This window comes from Reyranella sp. CPCC 100927 (assembly GCF_007859315.1).
Lineage (GTDB): Bacteria > Pseudomonadota > Alphaproteobacteria > Reyranellales > Reyranellaceae > Vineibacter.
In genome coordinates this window covers 326,481-342,034 of the sequence record NZ_VOHA01000004.1, presented here as the reverse complement: position 1 = coordinate 342,034, position 15,554 = coordinate 326,481, and the positions used below count along the sequence as shown (strand labels likewise).

Genomic DNA, 15,554 nt, shown 5'->3' with positions numbered 1-15,554 from the left:
GTTGACCATCGCCACCTCACGCCACTTTGCCGACGCCGGACGACACGCCTTTCGGATCTGCTGAGAGTTCCTCCTGCTCGATCTCCTCCAGCGGTTTGCCCAACGTCTTCGGTCCGAACAGCAGAATCGCCAAGGCGCCGATGGTCAGGAGAGCCGTCGTCATGCCAAAAACGCCGGCAAACCCGTAAAGCGGGTAGATGAATCCGACAAAGATCGGCGCCGATATTGCACCGATGCGACCGATCGATGATGCGGTACCGGTGCCGGTCGCTCGCACAAAGGTTGGAAAGACCTCGGGCGTGTAGGCATAGAGACCGGCAGCCGCCATGTTCATGAACAACGACAGCAGGACGCCGGAAATGGTCACCTGGGCATCCGATCTGGCAAATGACAGTGCCAAAGCCGACAACGCGCCCAGAAGCATGCCCGTCACGATCGTCGCGCGCCGCCCGATGCGCTCGTTGAGATAGGCACCTGAGAAGTATCCGGGGATCTGGGCGCAATAGATGGCAAGCGCATAGGTGAAGCTGCGCGTCACCGTGAGCCCACTCTGCACGAGCAGGCTGGGGATCCAGGTGAAGAAGCTGTAGTACGAAAAGATGAACACGGCCCAAGTGACCCACATCATCGCCGTGACGCGCGCCAGTCCCGCCGACCACAAGGCGGCCAGGTTGGTCATGATGGATGCGGGCCGCACACCGGGCGATGCATCCGCGGACGTGTCGACGGTGGCCGGTTGCGGCGGCTCGCTCGACGGCTGATCGCCGGCGCGGCGTGTCTCAGCCTCCAGCTTATCGACCACCGCGGCCGCTTCGGCATGGCGGCCACGTATCTCCAGCCAGCGCGGCGACTCCGGCAGCGAGCGACGCCACCAGAGCAGCATGCCGATGGGCAATGCGGTGATCACCAGGACCAACTGCCAACCCCACGGCGCCGCGGGAACCAGCGCATAGCCCAGCAAGGCGGCGGCAACATAGCCAAACGAGAAGAAGCCGGCCAGCGCGCCCAGAAAGCGGCCGCGGTAGCGTGCCGCAACGAACTCGGCCAGGTATGGCGCGATAATCGAACTTTCCGCCCCGATGCCGACGCCGGCGATCACTCTCAGCCAGAAGAATGACGACCAGGACTCGGCAAAGGCGCTGGCCAGCGACGCCAGCGAATATATCGCCAGTGCCCACATCATCACCACGCGCCGTCCGATCAGGTCGCCCGCTGTTCCCGCCGCGAACGAGCCAAAGAGGTATCCGATGTAGGTGGCGCTGGCGAGGACGCCCGTCTCGACACTGGTCAACGACCACATCGCCGTCAGGATCGGCAGCACGAAGGCAATCACCGCGCCATCCATGGCATCGAAGCTGTATCCAAGTCCCCCCATGGCGAGCAAACGCCGATGGGGGCGTGAGAACGGTAATCGCTCCAGGCGACTTGAAATGGCTGTCACGGCATGCCTCCCTGCATCATCCGCTGCATTGGTTCTTGATGATCCGGCCACCCCGCATGATGAGTGCGAGCGTCTCGTTGGGCCGGGACAGCACGGTGATGTCCTCGAGCGGATCACCGCTGACGCCGATCAGGTCGGCATGGGCGCCGACTTCCAGCACACCGAGCTTTGCCCCGACACCGAGGATCTCGGCATTCACGACGGTGGCGGAGGCGATGATGTCGCGTGCCGGCAACACTTCGGCACGCAGCGTGAACTCGCGATTCTGTTCAGTGTGGAGGTCGCCCAGAAGATCGGTCCCGAAGCCCATCTTCACGCCAAGGCTCCGCAGCATATCGATGGCGCCCTGCCCGGCATGCCGGACATCGTCGAGCTTGGCGATACTGGCCTCGGGAAAGCCCAGTGCCGCGCCGCGACGCGCGATGGCATCGTAAGTCACCAGCGTCGGCACCACAAAAGCGCCGCGTTCACGAACGATCCGCGCCGCGTCCGCGTCGATCAGGTTGCCGTGCTCGATCGTTCGAACGCCGCTTTCGATGGCACGTGTTATGGCGCGCCCGGTATAGGCATGCGCCATGACGTACGTGTTCGCCGATCGCGCCTCGTCGACGACCGCCTGCAATTCGTCCTGGGAATACTGAACGCCGTCGATCGGATCGGTTGGCGATGCGACGCCACCAGAGGCCATCACCTTGATCTGGTGCGCGCCCTTGCGCAGTTCGTCGCGCGCTGCCACGCGCACGGCGTCGACCCCATCGCATATCCGCGCAATGTTGCCCAACGACTGGCAGCACAAACAGCCCTGCTCGCCGCCCACCTGTCGGCCGCGAAAATCGCCGTGGCCGCCTGTCTGGCTCAGCGCCCGTCCGGAAATGAATAGACGTGGTCCCTCGATGAGACCGGTTTCGACCGCCTGCACCATCGGCCAATCGGCGCCACCGGCATCGCGCACCGTGGTAAAACCACGGCCCAGCATCCCTTTGAGAATTTTGGCGGCAGACAGGGCAACCTGCGTATGCGGCAGACATGCATTGCGCCCGAGATCGACCGTTGTCGCAACGCAATGGACATGCGCATCGATCAGGCCAGGCATCAGCGTCCGCCGACCGAGGTCGATGACGGCGCCATTGCCGGCGGAGAGCGGTCGATGCGATATCTCGCGGATGACGCCATCCTCGATCAGCACGTCACCGTTGGGAATGGGAGCCTCCCAACGGACGTCCAGCAGGCGTGCGTTCCGGATCAGGATACGGTGCGACATCATTGCTGCTCGATCGATCGGGACGGTGTCTTTGCGGCCGCCGCCGGTTCTTGGACCGGTGCCGGTTGCTTGAAGCGCATGATGGCAAGAATCAGCATGGCCACGATGAGCAGACCGATGCCCGCAACACCGGCGCTGCTGACACGCTCGTCGAACAGCAGAAGTGCCAGTACCGTGGCCGTCATCGGCTCCAGCAAGGCAATGATCCCAGCCGACATGGCGCGCGTGTCGCGCATGCCGCGAAAGTAGAGCATGTACGCTGCCGCCGTCGGTATAAGGCCGATATAGAAGACCAGTCCCCAGGCTGACGCGGACCAGTCGAGCGCCAATCCGGCGCCGGCCGCGAATGGCAGGAGCGCCAGCGCGCCCATGCCAAAGGCCAGGACGATGATCTTCGCCGGATCGTGTCTGGCCAGTGCCCGGCTCAGCAACACGAAGAGCGAGTACGCCAACGCAGAACCTGCCGCCCACGCCATGCCGGCCGTGTTGGCATTCACGAGCCGATCCCCGCGAACGTCGATCAGCAGCGCTGTGCCGGCCAAGCCAAGACACAGAGCGATCGCGGCCGGGCCCGTCAGCCGCTCCCCCAGAACGACGATCGACAGCGCCGCGATCAGGACCGGTGCGGAACAGATCGTCATGAACGTCGTAAGGACGACGCCAATCTCGGCAACAGCTTGAAAATAGCAGATCTGATATGCTGCCATGGCGACACCGATCGAAACGAGAATGACGGCATCCCGGCCGTGAAAGCCGAACGGCCATTTCTCGAAAGCACGCCAGCGCCACACCAGCAGCAACGGCACGGATATCGCCAAACGAAAGAAGCCCAGAGCGAGCGGGCTGATGTTGTCGAGACCGTAGAGCGTCTTGGAGGCGATGCCGACCGTGCCCCAGAGAATGGCGGCACCCCCCACCAACAGCGGGCCGACGTAAAACGGCGTCGGCCCGGTCATGGAGGGAGTTGGCTCTGAACTCAATGCCGATACACGCCGGCCTTGTCGGCAATGCCGAACCACAGATCGGCAATGAGCGTCAGATGTTCGTCGTAACCCGCCAGGACGTGGTCGAGATCACCCTCACGCGACATGTATTTCTCGGCGCCACGCAGTGACTCGACCTTGTGATCCTTCTCCGCTGCTCCGATATGCGCATAGAAATATTCACAGTCCTCGTGGAACTCGTCCTCGTCTTGCCATAGCTGCGCGTAGTTGCGTGCCCCTTCGTAGAGCTTGCGCAGCATGGTGTACGCCTGCCACTCCAGCGCAAGCTGCGCACCGACCGCCAGCCGCCGATCGGCGTGCCCATAGAGCCGCAGTTCGCCATCGATCAGGGCTTGCGTGGATGGCAGCGCGCCGGAGCCGGCCAGTGCCTGTCTGACGTCATCCTCAACGCCCAGGCGTTTGGCCAGCGCGATCAGGAAAGCGTCGAGCAGAACGGAGTGCGCCTTGGTTGGATTGCCGTAACCCAGTTCCGAGTGCAGCGTTTTGCTGTACTCGACTTTGGCTTCTATATCCGACGTCGCCTGAACCAGGGCCGCCAGGCTGTCAGGAAACGAGCGCACCCAGGACCCGTAATTCGCGGCGAACACCCGAAGCTGCTCTCCGGTAAAACGTTTGGACGTCCAGGCATCATAGAAAGGATTGTTGACGGCACGGTGGCTGCGGATGGCCTGCAGTCTGCTCGCAAGAGTTGTCATAGCGAATCCTCATCAACCCGTTGATCGTCATGATGAATCGGCACCGAATTGCGTCGGTTGGTTGCGAAATGCCGAACCACGATGCATCGAAATGCATCTTTTGGTTGCAGCAATTATATGATATGGCTCTAGAATAATCCGTGCGTTCTGACCTTCAAATGGTGCACGGAGCGCAATCCTGTGTCGCGACGAGGCGTCGTGTGAGACCAAAATTGCGAGGTACTGATGCTTTCAGGTAAGCCCAAACGCGACCCGCTCGGAAACGGGCTGGACGAATTCGATCGCAAGATTCTGGAGCGGCTGCAGCGCAACGCGGCAGAGACCAATGCGGAGTTGGCGGAGCATATCGGCTTGTCGCCGTCGCCATGCTTGCGCCGCGTCCACCGCTTGCATGAGGAAGGACCGATTCGGCGCACGGTCGCCCTGCTCGATCCGCAGGCGCTCGGGCTGCGCCTGAACATCTTCACGATCATCTCGCTGGAGCGGCAGAACGAAGCCTCCCTGAAGGCCTTCGAAGCTGCCGTTGTCGACCTGCCGGAGGTGATCGAGTGCTACCTGATCACGGGATCTGATGCTGACTATCTGCTGCACATGGTACTGCCCGACCTGCCGACCTATCGCCAGTTCCTGCTGGACCATATCACCGGCATTCCCGGCATCGCGCGCATTCGCTCGAGCTATGCGCTGGATCAGATCAAATATACGACCAGCCTTCCGCTCAAGTACATCCAGTAACGTGAACGGTCGACATACCGGTTCCTCTATCAGAGCCGGGCGAGGTAGTCGGTGACCTTGACCTTCTGCGGCAGGATGTTGCGTTCCGACAGCCAGTCGGCGGCGAACTGGAAGTCCTTCAGGAACTTCTCGTCGTACACGTCATAAAGTTGGTAGCGCCGCTTGTATGATACCAGATGGTCGCGCACCTTGTCGCTGTAGTTGGCCTCTTTCTGGGCGATCACCTCGGCCTCGAACGGGTTGTCGGTCACCCATTTCGCCTCCGCGGCGTAGGCAGCAATCACGGCGCGCACGAGGTCGGCGTTCTCCTCGCTGAACTTGCGGGTGGTGAGCAGCGATGAGAAGTCGATGAAGAAATCGAGGTCCCTGCCTTCGAAGAAGATGTCGTGGGCCTTGTACTCGGTGCGCGCGATGTCGACGCCCGGCGACCACATCGACCAGGCATCGATCTTGCCCTGCGCGAAAGCCGGCCCGGCGTCAGGCGGGTTGAGATAGACGAACTTCACCTTCTTGCGGTCGATGCCGTGCTTCTCGAGTGCCGCCACCAGCAGGAACTCGCCGAGGCCCGACCGGTTCACCGCCACCGACTTGCCGACAAGGTCCTTGACCGCGTGGATACCGGAATCGTCCTTGGCGATGATCGCCGTGCTGCGCGGCTCGTAGAGCGCAAAATGCGTGAAGATCAGTGGCGAGCCGGCGATGATGGCGGCCAGCGCCGGCGTCGAGCTGCCCCAGAACCCGAAATCGGCACTGCCGCCTGTCACCGCCTGCAATGACGGTGCATGGTTGGGGAACGGCCCGATCCACTGCACCTTGATGCCGTCCTGCGCCAGGATCTTCTCGAACGCGCCGCGCTCCTTGGCCTGCAGTGGCAACCCACCACGACCATAGGTCAGGCGTACGGTATCGGTGGTCCGGCTTTTGCCCTTGGCCGGCGGCGTCTGGGCCTGCGCGGTGAAGGCGCCGGCGCCGCCAGCGGCAACGGCTGACGTGGCGAGGAAACGACGGCGAGACAGCGCGAAGTCAGACATGAAACACCCCTTGAATTTTTCACGAGATCGGAGCGCCCTGCCCGTGCGCCCCGTCATCCCTGTCATCAGGCAGCCCGTGCCCGCGTGTGTGCATCACCCGAGGCAACACCGAGGTCGGCCAGCAGGGTATCGCGCAAAGCGACAGCCTCGGGATGCGAGCGATTGGTATTGGCGGCGCGGGACACCGCATACTCGCGGGCGATCACACCGTCGCGCATGACCAGCGCGCGATGCGCCAAGGCGATGGCCTCATCGACGTCATGCGTGACCAGCAGCACACCCGGCCGATGCGTCGCCACCAGCTGCTTGACCAGATCATGCATCCGGATCCGCGTCAGCGCATCGAGCGCAGCGAATGGCTCGTCCAGCAGCAACAGGCGCGGCTCGCGTACCAGCGCACGGGCCAGCGCCACGCGCTGGGCCTGGCCACCCGACAGGTTACGCGGCCAGTCTTCCAGACGATCGCCGAGGCCAACCTCGCTGAGCGCCGCCTGGGCCGCGGCGCGTCCAGCCGTGTCATCCAACCCCAGCGCGACATTGCGCCAGAGCGAGTACCACGGCAGCAGGCGGTGTTCCTGGAACACGACAGCCGGCTGCGCCGGTCCATCGATCTGGCCGCTGTCGACGGCGTCGAGGCCGGCGAGCGCCCGCAGCAAAGTGGTCTTGCCACAGCCGCTTTCGCCCAGCAGTGCTACGAACTCACCACGGTGGATGCGCAGGTCAAGCCCGTCGATCACCACGCGCTCGCCATAGGCGCGCCGCAGACCGCTCACGACGACCGCGGGTGCATCAGCAGTTATGTCGACAGCACTCACCGCTTGGCTCCTGCATAGTTGGGGTGCCATGACAACAGCCGGCGCTCGAGTGCGCGGGCGATGGCATCGGACAGCACGCCGACTCCGGCATAAATCACGATCGCCAGCACGATCACGTCGATGCGCAGGAACTCACGCGCATCCATGGCCAGGAACCCGATGCCGGAGCTGGTGGCGATCGTCTCGGCCACCACAAGGGCAAGCCATGAAATCGCCAGCGCGTAACGGATACCGGCCAGTATGGACGGCAGCGCCCCGGGCAGGATGATATGGCGCACCACACCCCAATCGCTAAGGCCGGCGACGCGACCCAGTTCGACCAGCTTGGGATCGACCTGGCGAATACCCAGAACGGTGTTGATGTAGATCGGGAACATCACGCCCAGCGAAACGAGGAAGATCTTGCCGCCCTCGTCGACACCGAACCACACGATGACCAGCGGCAGGATGGCGAGAAACGGAATGGCACGGATCATCTGGATGGTGCGGTCGAGAAACGCTTCGGCCAGCCGTGAGAAGCCGACCAGCGTACCGAGCGCAAAACCGATGCTGCCACCGATCGCAAAGCCCGTGGCGGCCCGCAGCAGGCTGATGCCCATGTCGCCGATCAGTTTGCCATCACGAACGAGGCCGACAGCCGTGCCCAGCACCTTGCTGGGTGCTGGCAGCACGTGCGCCGACAGCACACCGGAACGGGCCAGGATCTCCCACAGGCCGACCACGACAAACGGCACGATCCACGAGATCAGGATCAGCGCACGCCGGCTCAGTGCCAGCGTGCGCACACCAACCCGTGGCTGGCGGCCGGCAGTCGCCGCCCCCACCGGCGTGCGCACCGCGACAACCGCGCCTGTTGCTCCACTGGACATGCTCGCACTCTCCTCACAATCACACCGCGCCAGATCGCCCCAGATCGCGAGCAAATGAGGGGCACGACCGAACGATTGCCGCCGCGCGTCGCGACGACAGGCAATCTCGTGAAGACGTCAATGCCGGACAACCAAGAATTTCTGACGTGCCGCTCTAGTATTTCTTAAGGGCCGCCACTGTCATCCTTGCTGCCCTCGAGATGACGGTGGTGATCTCATCTATGACCGAGCCCGCCGCACGCGTCGCGGTGCGGCCACCGAGGGCCGGACCCGCGGCATGATCTCGGCGGCGAAGCGACGCATCTCCGCTTCGAACGGCTGGAACTGGAGCATGAACGTTTCAATGCCGGCGTCGTGGAAGGCAAGAATGCGGGAAGCAACAGTGTCGTAGCTGCCCACCAGTCCGGCGCCGGTGCCCCCGTTGCTGCCGACGCGCGGGAATCTCGCCATGGTCTTGGCCATCACCGACTCCGGATCGGTGTTGGTTTTCTGCACGGCACGCAGTGCCGTATCCTTCTCGGCCAGCGCGGCAAGGTGCTGCAGTGCCGCGTGGGCTTCCTCGTCCGTCGGGCGCGCGATCACGAAAGCGGACAGGCCGAAACGCAGCGGCGGTGCCCCATCACGCGGCCGCCGGGCGACGTCAGCAATCAGGGCCTGCACATCAGCCAGCGGCTGCCCGTTGATGAACCAGACATCACCCTTGTCAGCGACCAAGGCACGCGCCGGCTCCGATTCGCCGCCAACATAGATCCGCGGCCGCGATCGATGGATGCCGGCCGGACGCAAGGCATAACCGTCCAACTGGAAATGCCGGCCTTCGAAAGTGACGGCTTCGCCACGCAGCAGCGGTTCCACCACCTGCAGCCATTCGTGGCCATAGGCATAGCGCTCGTCGTGGGGTGGAAACGGTATGCCGGCACGTTCCAGCTCCGGCTTGTTCCAGGCGTTCACCAGGTTGATGGCGAACCGGCCGCCGCTGATTTCCTCGATCTGCATGGCCATCTTGGCCAGCACTGCCGGATGGTACAGAAGCGGCTTGATGGCGGTGATGATTTCGATCCGACTGGTGAGCGCAGCGATCGCGGCCGATGCCGTCCAGGCCTCGAGCTGGGCGAGATCGGGCTTGTGCGGATTGATCGTGTGCTGCGCCACCAGCGTCGAATCGAAACCCAGCGCTTCCGCCTCGAGGATGAGATCGCGATTGCGCACCCACGATGCATCATAGGGTTCGTCCGGATCCTGCAGCGCGGCGCGACTGCCATGAACCAGGGCCCAGATCCCGAAGCGCATCCGTGGCGTCACCAACTCCATATCCTCCATCTGGGCACCCCTGCGCGGCGGCAGAAGCTGGCGGGTTGATCCGTGATCGACAAATTAGAAATCCTTAAGACCAAGGACAGGATTCCTCGACCCGAAGCCGCATCATCAGGTAATGACGTTTCCATGCGTGCCTTTCCGATCGCTCCCCCACTTGTTGCATACGCCGGCGTGCTGTTCTGCATGGCTTCACCGGCAGTGGCCCAAGGTAGTGCTCCCGAACGCTGGGCTGTCACTGGCGTCAACGCCGGCAAGACCCTGGTGATGCGGGCCCAACCATCACCCAGGGGAAAAGCGGTCGGCGTCATCCCGGGCGACGCGCGCGGTCTGGCCAGCCTCGAGTGTCGCGAGGATCCTGACAAACCGGCCGAACAGCGGCGTTGGTGTCGCGTGCGCTACAAGAAGATCGAGGGCTGGGTCTCTGCCAGTTTCCTGAAGGAAGACCCCGAGCAACAGGCTGCGGCGCCAACACCGGCAAGGCCATCCGCTCCATCCGAGCCCCCCGCCGCGCCCGCGTCTCCCACCACGCCACCCGCGGCAGCGGCAACTCCCGCACCAGCAACCGAAGCTGCCCCTGCGATACCACGGTCGCCACCGGGTCCCGCGGCGCCCGCCGAGCCGGTGGCAAATGCCGCCCCGGCATCACCACCGCCGACATCCAAGGCACCAACCGGCTCAGATGCCCTTGTCTTCACGTGTGCGGCGGTGAGCACGATCATCATCACGGTCGACAAGGACGGCACCATCGCCAACCAGAGCTATCCGGCGCGCGACAAGACACGGTTGACGATCACCGTCAAACCGGCCGCACCCGAGTCGGCCGGCCCGGCGACAACCGCCACGGTCTCGCAGATGGTAGGCCAGCAGGGCGAGCGTTTCGACGGCACGCTCGTGTGGGGCAAAGCTGTCGATGCGCGCGAGGGTCATTGGCGCCTTGATCTGGAAAACAAGACGCTGCGCATGGTGCAGCCGCAGGAAGGCATCGCTGCCCGCTTCTTCCGCTTCGATTGCGAGTGACGTCGCCGTTCAGCGCCGTGCGCTCGTGTAGGTCGAAACTTCGACCAGATTGCCGTCGGGATCACGACAATAGATCGAGGTCATCGGCCCCAGCGCGCCGGTTCGTGTGACCGGTCCCTCCATGATCGCAATTCCGGCCTGCCGCCAGCGTGAAACGACAGGATCAAGTTCGCCCTCGGTGATGAAACAGAAGTCGAGGGAGCCCGGTGCATCCACCGCGCCCGTTATCCAACCAGCCGTTCCTGTCGGACGCAGATTGATTTTCTGACGCCCGAATTTCAGCGCCAGCCGGCCGTCCGATCCGTACGCTTCGCGCTCGAAGCCGAGTGCCCGTTCGTACCACGACGCCATGGTCTCGACGTCGCGGCAATTCATGACGAGATGGTCAATGCGATCGATCATGGACACCTCTGTACGCAGGTTTGCGCCGTGTTCCTCAAAGGACACCTTATCGAGCTGATCAGCAAGACTTATGCGCCAGCACGGCCGGCACCGAATATGATGATCGACATGATGGGTTCAGGCCTCACGACACGAGAAGCCGATTGGTCATAGATCCCAGGGTTCAGACCGGACCGCGTCCTCAGATTACGTGGGTCGTCAAAGGCCGGGCGCGCTGTCTGCCGGACGGCTCGGGCTACGCGTTCCCCGCGCCGCGCGAAACACTCGTCGAAATCCATCTTCAACTGCCCTCGGGGCCCGGAGCGACATCGCTTGTAGCCAGTGCCCTCACCAAGGACGATGGCACGTTCGAGGTCGTCGTTACCGGCGGCGTCAACCTGATCGCAAATCCCTTCACGGTGCGGCTGGTCAACCCCTACACGGGCGAGCGGCACGAGAAACCTGTTCAGCAGTTCGTCCTTCCGCCGTCACGCTTCGCATCGCCGGGAGCCCTGAACATCGAGTTCGACGCCGGCGAGTTCATCCTGCCGTGGGATCCGCAGCTGTCCCTGCTGGGCATGATCGACGTTCGCCGCTTCAAGCACGCGCCGCCCTTCGCCAGCGGGTTGGCCAACAAGCTCGTGCAGCAGGCCAAGGGAATGATCTGTTTGCTACGTGAATTCGACATCGCAGCGCCGGACCGTGACCGTGATGCCGACCGGATGTTCAAGGATCTTGAAAGCGAGGCGGCGGCCGGCTCCACCGCACTGAGCGACCGCATCGCAGCTGCTCTTGGCCAGGTGAAACCGTTCAATGCGCCGCCGCCGCTTGCTCCCGTCAGCCGCGTGCAACGCACCGATATCTTCACCCGCGCACTACAGCAGCTCGGCACCCTGCCCGTCGCCCGCGCGCGGCGCACGATGGCATGGACCGGCTTCGGAAAAGCGCTAGCGACGGCCTTCAACCGACAGGCGCCCAGGTCATTCATCGACATGACTCTCGGTATGCCGACGGTAAGTGCTCTGCTGTTCACCGCCAGCCACGTGGCGCAAAAGCATACGGTCAACGTACGCCTGTCCGGGCTGGTCTCGATGGCATTCAAACACCACCACCGCCACTACAACCTCACCGAGGTGGTGATCCCGTAGTCCAGAGCGTTCAACCCGAGCACCGCTGAACGGCATCGCCCGTCGCACGCGCGGAATGACCTGGAGCCGCGACCGGGCGCTCCGCCGCGGCCGCCGGCACGTTGAGCGTGCGGTAGCCGATCACGGCCACGGCCAGCGCCGCCATGCCCGACGCCACCGACACCCAGAAGCCGTTGGCAGCGCCGAAGTTGTCGATCACCCAGCCGGACACGGAGGAGCCGATGGCGAGGCCGATGCCGACGCCGGTCATGCCCCAGGTCATGCCTTCGGTGAGCTGTGATGCCGGCACCAGACGCTCGATCAACCCCATCATGATGATGACCATGGGCGCGATGCTGGCGCCGTTGAGAAACAGCACCAGCGCCAATGTCGGGATGCTGTCGACCATCAGCAGCGGCCAGGTCATCACCGCGGCCAGCGTGATGGCAGCGAAGAACTGGCGTGCCAGCGGCAGCGTGATCGTCAGCGTACCGAAGACCAGGCCGGCAATCATCGAGCCGGCAGCGTAGGCAGCCAGCACGAGGCTGGCCGCCGCCTTCTCGCCGTGCGCCTCGGCGAAAGCGACAGCGGTCACCTCCGCCGTGCCGAAGATCGAGCCCATCGCCGCGAAGGCCAGCGCCACCGTCTGCACCGCACCCAGGCCGATGACGGCGCCGCCGCCAGCCGTCCGCGGTGGGTGGATCGGCGGCTCGGTCGCCCTCTGGGCCGCAAACAGGGCTGTACCGACCGTCAGCAACACCGTGGCAGCCAGCGGCCCCGCCTCGGGAAACACCGCAACGCTCAGCCCGATCGCGGTGATGGGGCCGAGGATGAAGATGACCTCGTCCACCACCGACTCGAAGGCAAATGCGGTGCGCAACTGGGGTGTGTCACGGTAGAGCGCCACCCAGCGGGCGCGCACCATGGCGACCATGCTGGGCATGACGCCCGCGACGGCCGCGGTCAGGAACAAGATCGGCGATGGCAGGCGGTACCGGGTCGCCAGCATGAGCGCTACCAAGCCAGCCACGGCAATGACCGTCGCCGGCACCAGGACCCGGCTCTGCCCGTAGCGGTCGACCAGGCGGGAAATCTGCGGCGCCAGCGCGGCGTTGGCGAGGGCAAACGTCGCCGAGACGGCGCCCGCCAGCCAGTACTCGCCGTGCGTCTGGGACAACATGGTGACGATGCCGATCGTTGTCATCGACAGCGGCATGCGGGCGACAAAGCCGGCGGCGGAGAAGCGCTTGGCGCCGGGAGCCTTGAAGATCTCGCCATAGGGGTTGGGCACCGGGGCGCTCCTGCTCTTGATTCACTGACATACGCAACGTATGTGTGTGCAGGTAATTGCATACGCCGCGTATGTCAAGTAGCATACGGGACGTATGTGAAAGGAAGGTGCATGGCGCGCAAACCGCGCAGCGAGATGATCGTCGAAACCCGCGCCAAGCTGCTGGCCGCCGCGCGGCAGGCCTTCGGCACGGTCGGTTACGCCGCTGCATCGATGGACGATTTCACGGCCGCCGCCGGCCTGACCCGCGGTGCCCTCTACCATCATTTCGGCGACAAGAAGGGCCTGCTGGAGGCCGTCATCGCCCAGATCGATGCCGAGATGTCGATACGGCTGAGTGCCGTTTCAGCACGGGCCGCCAATCCCTGGCAGGGTTTCGTCGATGAATGCACCGCCTATATCGAGATGGCGCTGGAGCCGGAAATCCAGCGTATCGTGTTGCGCGACGGCCCGGCCGCCCTGGGTGATCCCTGGCAATGGCCGACGCAAAGTGCCTGCATCCGCTCGATGACCGCCAGCCTGCAGCAGCTGATCGATCAAGACGCCCTCATCGCCATCGATCCCGAGGCCGCGGCCCGGCTGATCAACGGCGCCACGGTACACGCCGCGCAGTGGATTGCTCATGCCGATGACCCCGTCGGCGCCTCGAAGAAGGCAGTGCGTGCGCTGAACGCCCTGCTCGACGGCCTGCGCTCCCAGAGCAGCAGGGGCGCTGGGAGCGACCTCACGAGAAGATAAAAGGGTTCCACAGCTTGGAGTTCCTTGCAAGGATACTGTAAAGATTAATACTATTTGCCTTGGCTATTACATAGTTGGCTTTGAAGTCGTCATAGTGCAACTTTGGGGCCTTGAAGTATTTTTCTGGCAGGTAGTTGTCATTGATATCGCGGTGATCTTTCCTCAGGCCTCGTCCTCGCAGGCATGAGTACACGTTGGTCGCGTTCACCGACAGAAAGTCGGTCTCGCTGAACTTGAATCCCTGCAAATCGACGTATGGCGTTTGACGATTTTCCACCACGTGGGCCAGTTCGTGAAAGATGACTTCGTCGGCGCTTTCGCCTGGATTGTCGCCTGTCCAATCCTGCGCCGTGAAGCGCACCGCGGAGTTCGCGTTCTTGTGCGACGGTATCCAAGGATAAATGATCACCGGCTTGTCGATCAGGGCCAGAAGTCCACCTCCCACGATGACCTTGCTCATCTTGTCGAGTGCCTCGATGACGCCGGCCTGCCAGGCGTCTTCAGAGAGAGGGGTCTGCCGCTGCAGTGAGCCAAACGGATAGAACTGGATGTAACTGTTGCCTTTGTAAGAGTCCAAACGCCCCAAGCGCTGTCGTTCGGCCCAATGGTCGCTTGATATCGCGTCAATCTTGACGAACTCAGAAAACCGAACCCATTTGGGCTCGTTAGGTGTACCGCCTTTGATGAAAAGGGCGATCTGGTCGTTTTTGGACAGCCCCTTTACAGTGAATTTCTTCAGATTGGGGTACGGTCCATTGGCAATCGAGGACTCCGTCCAATACGCCATCCCATCGGATGTCGACGGACCGACCGCATACTGAGCATCTGTCGCATCCGCAGGAAGGCCCCACGCCAGGACGGTCGCGACGCCGAGCCTCGATGCGACCGTAAAGTGTGTCAGCCTCGGGACATGATAGTCCCTGGGAGGAGGATTAGGAACCAAGTGAGCCATCGTCGCCTCCGGATCGATGCGTCACACATGCTAAAGCGCCGGGAGGAGCACCGCGTCCTTCACTTGAAGGACAGGCGGTGACCCCATGACGTTGCGCCGGCAATGCGGTAATGACGAATGCATGCGGTATCGTCCCTTCCCGATCGCCCTGATTTCTTGCGTGCTTGCGGCGGTCGCCGCCAGCGCGCCGGTGCCGGCCGTGGCCCAGGGCACCAACCCGGAGCGCTGGACAGTTTCCGGTGTCAGCGCCGGCAAGACACTGACTGTGCGCGATCAGCCCTCGAGCGCCGGCGAACCCGTGGGCACGGTGCCGCACGATGCCCGCGGCTTGGTCAACCTGGGCTGTCGCGGCGAGACCCCACGGCAGCGCTGGTGCCGCATCCGCTACAAGAGCGTCGAAGGCTGGGTCTCCGGCCGCTTCCTGAAAGCGGACGCCGAGGCGACAGCACCAGCGGCCACCGCTGTGCCACTGCCGCAATCGTCGTCACCGCCGCCATCACCACCGCCAACAGAGGCCGGCAGCCTCGCGTTCACCTGTACGGCAGCCGGCGCCGTGATTGTCAAAGTCGAGCCGGACGGCGCGGTAACGCACCAGAGCTATCCGCCACGCGAAACGATGCAGGTGACGATCACCGTCAAGCCATCGGCACCCGAATCGGCTGGTCCGGTCGCACCGGCCATGATCTGGCAGATGATGGGCCCCCAGGGTGAGCGCTTCGGCGGCACGCTGGCCTGGGGCAAGGCGGTGGATGCCCGCGACGGCCAATGGCACCTTGACCTGCAGACCAAGACGCTGCGCCTGGCGCAACTCCAGGAGGGTACAGCCGCCCGCTTCTTCCGCTTCGACTGCCAGTAGCGTCCGGCAGGAGCAGGGCGGGCC

16 protein-coding genes are annotated in these 15,554 nt (G+C 63.6%); 5 read left to right on the top strand and 11 right to left on the bottom strand.

Annotation, left to right across the window (positions count from 1 at the left end; all coding sequences use genetic code 11):
* Positions 1-16: 16 nt before the first annotated feature.
* From FQU96_RS14420 to FQU96_RS14405, 4 genes are read right to left on the bottom strand one after another with little or no spacing between them, the layout of a single operon-like run.
* On the bottom strand, positions 17-1,441 hold the full coding sequence (locus FQU96_RS14420) for an MFS transporter (RefSeq protein WP_146541970.1): 1,425 nt from the start codon (positions 1,439-1,441) through the stop codon (positions 17-19).
* A 16-nt stretch (positions 1,442-1,457) separates the two neighbouring features.
* Positions 1,458-2,702 carry an amidohydrolase family protein gene (locus tag FQU96_RS14415; protein WP_146541969.1) on the bottom strand — a complete coding sequence of 415 codons (1,245 nt, stop codon included), beginning with the start codon at positions 2,700-2,702 and terminating at the stop codon, positions 1,458-1,460.
* Positions 2,702-3,658 carry a DMT family transporter gene (locus FQU96_RS14410; protein WP_146541968.1) on the bottom strand — a complete coding sequence of 319 codons (957 nt, stop codon included), beginning with the start codon at positions 3,656-3,658 and terminating at the stop codon, positions 2,702-2,704. Before FQU96_RS14410 ends, FQU96_RS14415 begins: the two co-directional genes overlap by 1 nt.
* A gap of 20 nt (positions 3,659-3,678) precedes the next feature.
* Complete coding sequence (locus FQU96_RS14405) at positions 3,679-4,401, bottom strand: iron-containing redox enzyme family protein (protein WP_146541967.1); 723 nt, start codon at positions 4,399-4,401, stop codon at positions 3,679-3,681.
* 225 nt (positions 4,402-4,626) lie between these two features.
* On the opposite strand from FQU96_RS14405, the gene FQU96_RS14400 reads away from it, so the two are divergent.
* Positions 4,627-5,136, top strand: a complete 510-nt coding sequence (locus FQU96_RS14400; protein WP_146541966.1) for an Lrp/AsnC family transcriptional regulator — start codon at positions 4,627-4,629, stop codon at positions 5,134-5,136.
* 29 nt (positions 5,137-5,165) lie between these two features.
* On the opposite strand, the gene FQU96_RS14395 is transcribed toward FQU96_RS14400, so the two are convergent.
* The 4 genes from FQU96_RS14395 to FQU96_RS14380 all read right to left on the bottom strand — a co-directional run bounded on the left by FQU96_RS14395 (position 5,166) and on the right by FQU96_RS14380 (position 9,162).
* A complete protein-coding gene (locus tag FQU96_RS14395) occupies positions 5,166-6,167 on the bottom strand; it encodes an NrtA/SsuA/CpmA family ABC transporter substrate-binding protein (protein WP_146541965.1) in 1,002 nt (333 codons plus the stop codon).
* A gap of 65 nt (positions 6,168-6,232) precedes the next feature.
* The gene (locus FQU96_RS14390; RefSeq protein WP_146541964.1) at positions 6,233-7,012 is read right to left on the bottom strand and encodes an ABC transporter ATP-binding protein; all 780 of its coding nucleotides are present in this window, start codon (positions 7,010-7,012) and stop codon (positions 6,233-6,235) included.
* Positions 6,979-7,851 (bottom strand): ABC transporter permease subunit, encoded by an 873-nt coding sequence (locus tag FQU96_RS14385; protein ID WP_146541963.1) that lies wholly within the window; start codon positions 7,849-7,851, stop codon positions 6,979-6,981. Before FQU96_RS14385 ends, FQU96_RS14390 begins: the two co-directional genes overlap by 34 nt.
* 219 nt (positions 7,852-8,070) lie before the next feature.
* The gene (locus FQU96_RS14380) at positions 8,071-9,162 is read right to left on the bottom strand and encodes an LLM class flavin-dependent oxidoreductase (RefSeq protein WP_178130525.1); all 1,092 of its coding nucleotides are present in this window, start codon (positions 9,160-9,162) and stop codon (positions 8,071-8,073) included.
* A 711-nt stretch (positions 9,163-9,873) separates the two neighbouring features.
* Here FQU96_RS14380 and FQU96_RS42650 point away from each other — a divergent pair.
* Entirely contained in the window at positions 9,874-10,185 is a 312-nt protein-coding gene (locus tag FQU96_RS42650) for a hypothetical protein (RefSeq protein ID WP_255468205.1), read from the top strand.
* Between the two features lie 9 nt (positions 10,186-10,194).
* Here FQU96_RS42650 and FQU96_RS14370 read toward each other — a convergent pair whose 3' ends face one another.
* A complete protein-coding gene (locus FQU96_RS14370) occupies positions 10,195-10,587 on the bottom strand; it encodes a VOC family protein (protein ID WP_146541961.1) in 393 nt (130 codons plus the stop codon).
* 143 nt (positions 10,588-10,730) lie between these two features.
* Here FQU96_RS14370 and FQU96_RS14365 point away from each other — a divergent pair, with 143 nt between their 5' ends.
* Positions 10,731-11,714 (top strand): hypothetical protein, encoded by a 984-nt coding sequence (locus FQU96_RS14365; protein ID WP_146541960.1) that lies wholly within the window; start codon positions 10,731-10,733, stop codon positions 11,712-11,714.
* Between the two features lie 10 nt (positions 11,715-11,724).
* Here FQU96_RS14365 and FQU96_RS14360 read toward each other — a convergent pair whose 3' ends face one another.
* On the bottom strand, positions 11,725-12,984 hold the full coding sequence (locus FQU96_RS14360) for an MFS transporter (protein ID WP_146541959.1): 1,260 nt from the start codon (positions 12,982-12,984) through the stop codon (positions 11,725-11,727).
* 111 nt (positions 12,985-13,095) lie between these two features.
* Here FQU96_RS14360 and FQU96_RS14355 point away from each other — a divergent pair, with 111 nt between their 5' ends.
* Positions 13,096-13,722, top strand: coding sequence for a TetR/AcrR family transcriptional regulator (locus FQU96_RS14355; protein WP_146541958.1), 627 nt, complete (start codon positions 13,096-13,098; stop codon positions 13,720-13,722).
* Here FQU96_RS14355 and FQU96_RS14350 read toward each other — a convergent pair.
* Positions 13,709-14,674 carry a hypothetical protein gene (locus FQU96_RS14350; protein ID WP_146541957.1) on the bottom strand — a complete coding sequence of 322 codons (966 nt, stop codon included), beginning with the start codon at positions 14,672-14,674 and terminating at the stop codon, positions 13,709-13,711. The two genes, FQU96_RS14355 and FQU96_RS14350, sit on opposite strands and share 14 nt — an antisense overlap.
* A 121-nt stretch (positions 14,675-14,795) precedes the next feature.
* Here FQU96_RS14350 and FQU96_RS14345 point away from each other — a divergent pair, with 121 nt between their 5' ends.
* Positions 14,796-15,530, top strand: coding sequence for an SH3 domain-containing protein (locus FQU96_RS14345; protein ID WP_178130509.1), 735 nt, complete (start codon positions 14,796-14,798; stop codon positions 15,528-15,530).
* Positions 15,531-15,554: the final 24 nt, after the last annotated feature.